The following is a 3946-nucleotide window of genomic DNA, read 5'->3' on the forward strand; positions in this document are numbered from 1 at the left end:
GGGGTACAGCCGGGATACGTGCAAAATGGGACATGTTGTAAAGTTTTGTAAAGAAATCAGGTTGAAAGCATTGATTTTAGGTTCAGTCGAGCCAGAAATTGTTGAAGCGCTCGCTCGATAATTCTGTGTAGCGAATAGTATGTTGAATATTCTTGTGTCCCAGATAAGCCTGAATAGCTCTAGTGTCATGACCATGAGATGCCAGATAAAACCCACAGGCATGACGTAACATATGCGGATGTACCGATAAAGCCAACCCAGCAAGAGTGCCAGCACGACTAATAATATTAAAAGCTGTGGCAGTAGCCATCGGAGTCCCACGCTCAGAAACAAACAAGTAAGGAGAGCTAGGATATTCTCGTTGTAGTTGCCGTAGCCACCTTAACTCTCTGGCACGTAAAGGATGCGTTGAACTGATACCATGCTTGAGTCGATTGATATGAATTGTGCCACTAGAAAAATCTACTTGTGACCATCGCAGGGCTACCAATTCTGATACACGTAGACCGTGACGATAAGCCAGTAAAATTAAAGTCGAATCTCTGTGACCATGCCGCCCTGTTGATGAAGCTGCTTTAATCATGGCTTCAACTTCATTGGGTAGCAGATATTCTCGTGTTCGCTTCTCTAGGTTTGTGACTTTTTTGGGTGGAGCAGTATGAGTCATAAAAACCAACTTGCCCATAAAAGGTAATTGGGTACTTTAACATTGGGTACGACACAATCAACTCCCCACACATTCCATGTTAAAAACTTGCCCATAAACAGTTCTTTTTGGTAATGTTTCTCTACATAAACAAGAGCAAGCAGTGGCTGATTGGTGATATATCTTTTGAAGTTAAAAATCATACGCGCCTACACATAGTGACATCTATAGAACGTACCGCTTACCCTAGATTTAAGCGCCAATTTACCACCAAAGAACTTAGCGACATTTATACCCCAACACCTTCAGAAATTGCTTTCGCTTACAGTACAGCTAAGGGCGAAAGTAATATTTTGAATCTGCTCGTCATCTTGAAATCGTTCCAAAGACTGGGTTATTTTCCATCGATTGCAGATATCCCCCTGAAAATCATTAACCATATTCGCAGTCATTTAAAATTTGAGCTTGATATTGTTTTGGGTTATGAAACTAGCAAAACAATGTACCGACATCGGACAGCTATCCGCGAATATCTTCAAGTTAAACCTTTTAATCAAACTGCGCTACATTTAGCGGTATCTGCGGTGAATGAATCAGCCCAGGTGATGGATAATCCTGCTGATTTAATGAATGTCGCTATTGCCGAACTGATTAAAAATAGATATGAGTTGCCAGGATTTAACACATTAAATAGATTAGTACGCCGAGTTAGGAATGTAGTCAATCAAAACCTATTTAAGTTGGTACTTAATCGCCTAAGTGATGATTATCAACAACGTCTACTCGACCTTTTAGATAATCATCCAGTAGAATATAGAAGTCTCTACAATAATCTCAAGCAACTTCCTAAACGCCCAACCCGCAATCACCTCAACGATTTAATTGTACATTCAATTTGGCTTGATTCTTTGGGAGATGTTAAACCACTACTTGCTGATATTACAGCCGCCAAGATTCAACATTTTGCGGCGGAAGCGAGAGTCTTAGATGCGAGCGAAATTAAAGAGTTTAATTTACCAAAACGAATTACTTTAATATTATGCCTAATTTACTCAGCCAGCGTGATGACGCGAGATAACTTGGTTGAGATGTTTCTCAAAAAAATGCAGTTAATTCATAATAATGCTAAGAAAGAGTTAGAACTTATTAAACAAAGATATCAGGAAACGGTTGAGAAGTTGCTGGGGGTTTTCAGTGATGTTCTACAAGTATTGATTGACGAACCGCCAGAAGTTGGGACTGTCGTTAAAGTCGATAAAGTTGATAAGGTCGAGCAAGTTAATCAGGTACTGATTCCATCTGGTGGTGCTGAACAACTATTAAGTGAATGTGAGTCGATAAATGCCTATAAGGGAAATAATTATTTCCCCCTATTGTGGCAATTTTATAAAAGTCACCGCAGTACTTTCTTCCGGTTGCTTAGTGCTTTGAAGTTTTCATCTACTACTAACGAACAAAGTGTAGTTGAAGCATTGAATTTTATTTTAGAAAATCAATCACGTCGGGGTCAATTCTTCAATAATACTATTGATTTAGATTTTGCTTCTCCTCAATGGCAGAAACTTTTATTCGTCGAACAAGGAAACAAAACTAAAATTGTGCGTCGTCATTTGGAAGTTTGTGTTTTCTCTTACTTAATGGCTGAATTGAGGTCGGGGGATATTTGCGTAAAGGGAAGTGAGAATTACGCTGATCACCGAGAACAGTTGTTACCTTGGTCAGAATGTTTACCATTGATTGACCAGTATTGTGGAGATTTAGGTTTTGCTAATAATGCAGTTGATTTTGTTGAACAACTCAAGACTTTGTTAACTGATACGGCTTTTAAAGTAGATGCTGGTTATCCAGATAATCGTCAACTTGTGATTAATGATTTGGGTGAACCTGTATTAAAGAAGTCTGTACGTCATGACTTGAGTCCGTCAGCTAAGGCTTTACTAGAAGCTGTGGAAGAACGGTTCCCGGAACGTAATTTAATTGATATCCTGCGGAATGTTGATTATTGGACTAATTTTACACGCCATTTTGGGCCGATGAGTGGCAGCGACCCGAAATTGTCACGGGCGACGGAACGTTATTTGTTGACTAGTTTCACCTATGGTTGTAATTTGGGGCCGACTCAAGCGGCAAGACATATGCGGGGTATTGTTACAAGTAAGGAAATATCCTTTGTTAATCGCCGTCATGTGAGTGTGGATAAATTGAATGCCGCCCTTGTAGATATTATTAATCGCTACAATGTTTTAAAGCTTCCGAGCATTTGGGGTGATGGTACAACGGCGGCGGCGGATGGGACTAAGTACGAACTCTATGAGGAGAATCTGCTGTCTGAGTATCATATCCGTTATGGTGGCTACGGAGGAATTGCTTACCATCATGTTTCCGATACCTATGTGGCTTTGTTTAGCCATTTTATTTCCTGCGGAACTTGGGAGGCCGTTTACATTATTGAGGGTTTGTTGAAAAATCTTTCTGATATTCAGCCTCATACGATTCACGCAGATACTCAGGGACAATCAACGCCTGTATTTGCTCTGTCACATATGTTGGGGATTAAGTTAATGCCCCGGATTCGCAATTGGAAGGATTTAAATTTCTTTCGCCCTGATAATGATGCGGTTTACAAGCATATTGATTCTTTGTTCAAAGATGCGATTGATTGGGAGAAAATTCAAACCCATTGGCAAGATATTTTACAGGTTGTACTTTCGATTCAAACTGGCAAGATTTCCAGTGCGGTGTTGTTACGAAAGCTGGGAAATTATAGTCGTAAAAACAGATTATACCAAGCTTTTCAGGAGTTAGGACGGGTAATCAGGACGGTATTTCTGTTGCAATATATTTCAGATATGAAGTTGCGACAACAGATTACTGCGGCAACAAATATTGTTGAGGCTTATAACGGTTTCTCAAAGTGGTTTTTCTTCGGTGGTTTTGGGGTTATTGCTAATAATGACCCAATCGAGCAGGAGAAGATTGTTAAATATAATGATTTGGTTGCTAATGCTGTTATCTTTCACAATGTTGTGGATTTGACTGACATTTTGCGGGATTTGCTGAAGTCCGGTTATTTGATTACTCGTGAAGATGTAGCGGCGTTGAGTCCTTATATGACAAGTCATATCAAGCGTTTCGGCGACTACTTGATTGATATGGAGACTGTGCCGAATTTGTTGGATGATGACGGGCTTTTAGTTTTGGTTTAAAAAATTGCGAAGGTAGGTCTGGTAAGGGTTGTAGAGTTAATTTTTACAAAACTTTACAACGTGTCCCATTTTGCACGTATCCCGGCTGTACCCC

At 39.9% G+C, this 3946-nt stretch carries 2 protein-coding genes; one reads left to right on the forward strand and one right to left on the reverse strand.

Annotated elements, in window-relative coordinates:
* Positions 1–82: 82 nt before the first annotated feature.
* Complete coding sequence (locus tag GNE10_RS32635; protein ID WP_221643075.1) at positions 83–667, reverse strand: tyrosine-type recombinase/integrase; 585 nt, start codon at positions 665–667, stop codon at positions 83–85.
* 197 nt (positions 668–864) lie between these two features.
* On the opposite strand from GNE10_RS32635, the gene GNE10_RS32640 reads away from it, so the two are divergent.
* Positions 865–3852 carry a Tn3 family transposase gene (locus GNE10_RS32640; RefSeq protein ID WP_185570163.1) on the forward strand — a complete coding sequence of 996 codons (2988 nt, stop codon included), beginning with the start codon at positions 865–867 and terminating at the stop codon, positions 3850–3852.
* The last annotated feature ends 94 nt before the right edge of the window (positions 3853–3946 follow it).

The sequence above is a fragment of the Nostoc sp. 2RC genome (genome assembly GCF_014222165.1).
Lineage (GTDB): Bacteria > Cyanobacteriota > Cyanobacteriia > Cyanobacteriales > Nostocaceae > Nostoc > Nostoc linckia.

What these genes read in the sequence shown, in the direction of transcription:
- GNE10_RS32635 (WP_221643075.1), bottom strand. Translation starts at nt 667, where the DNA reads ATGACTCATACTGCTCCACCCAAAAAAGTCACAAACCTAGAGAAGCGA.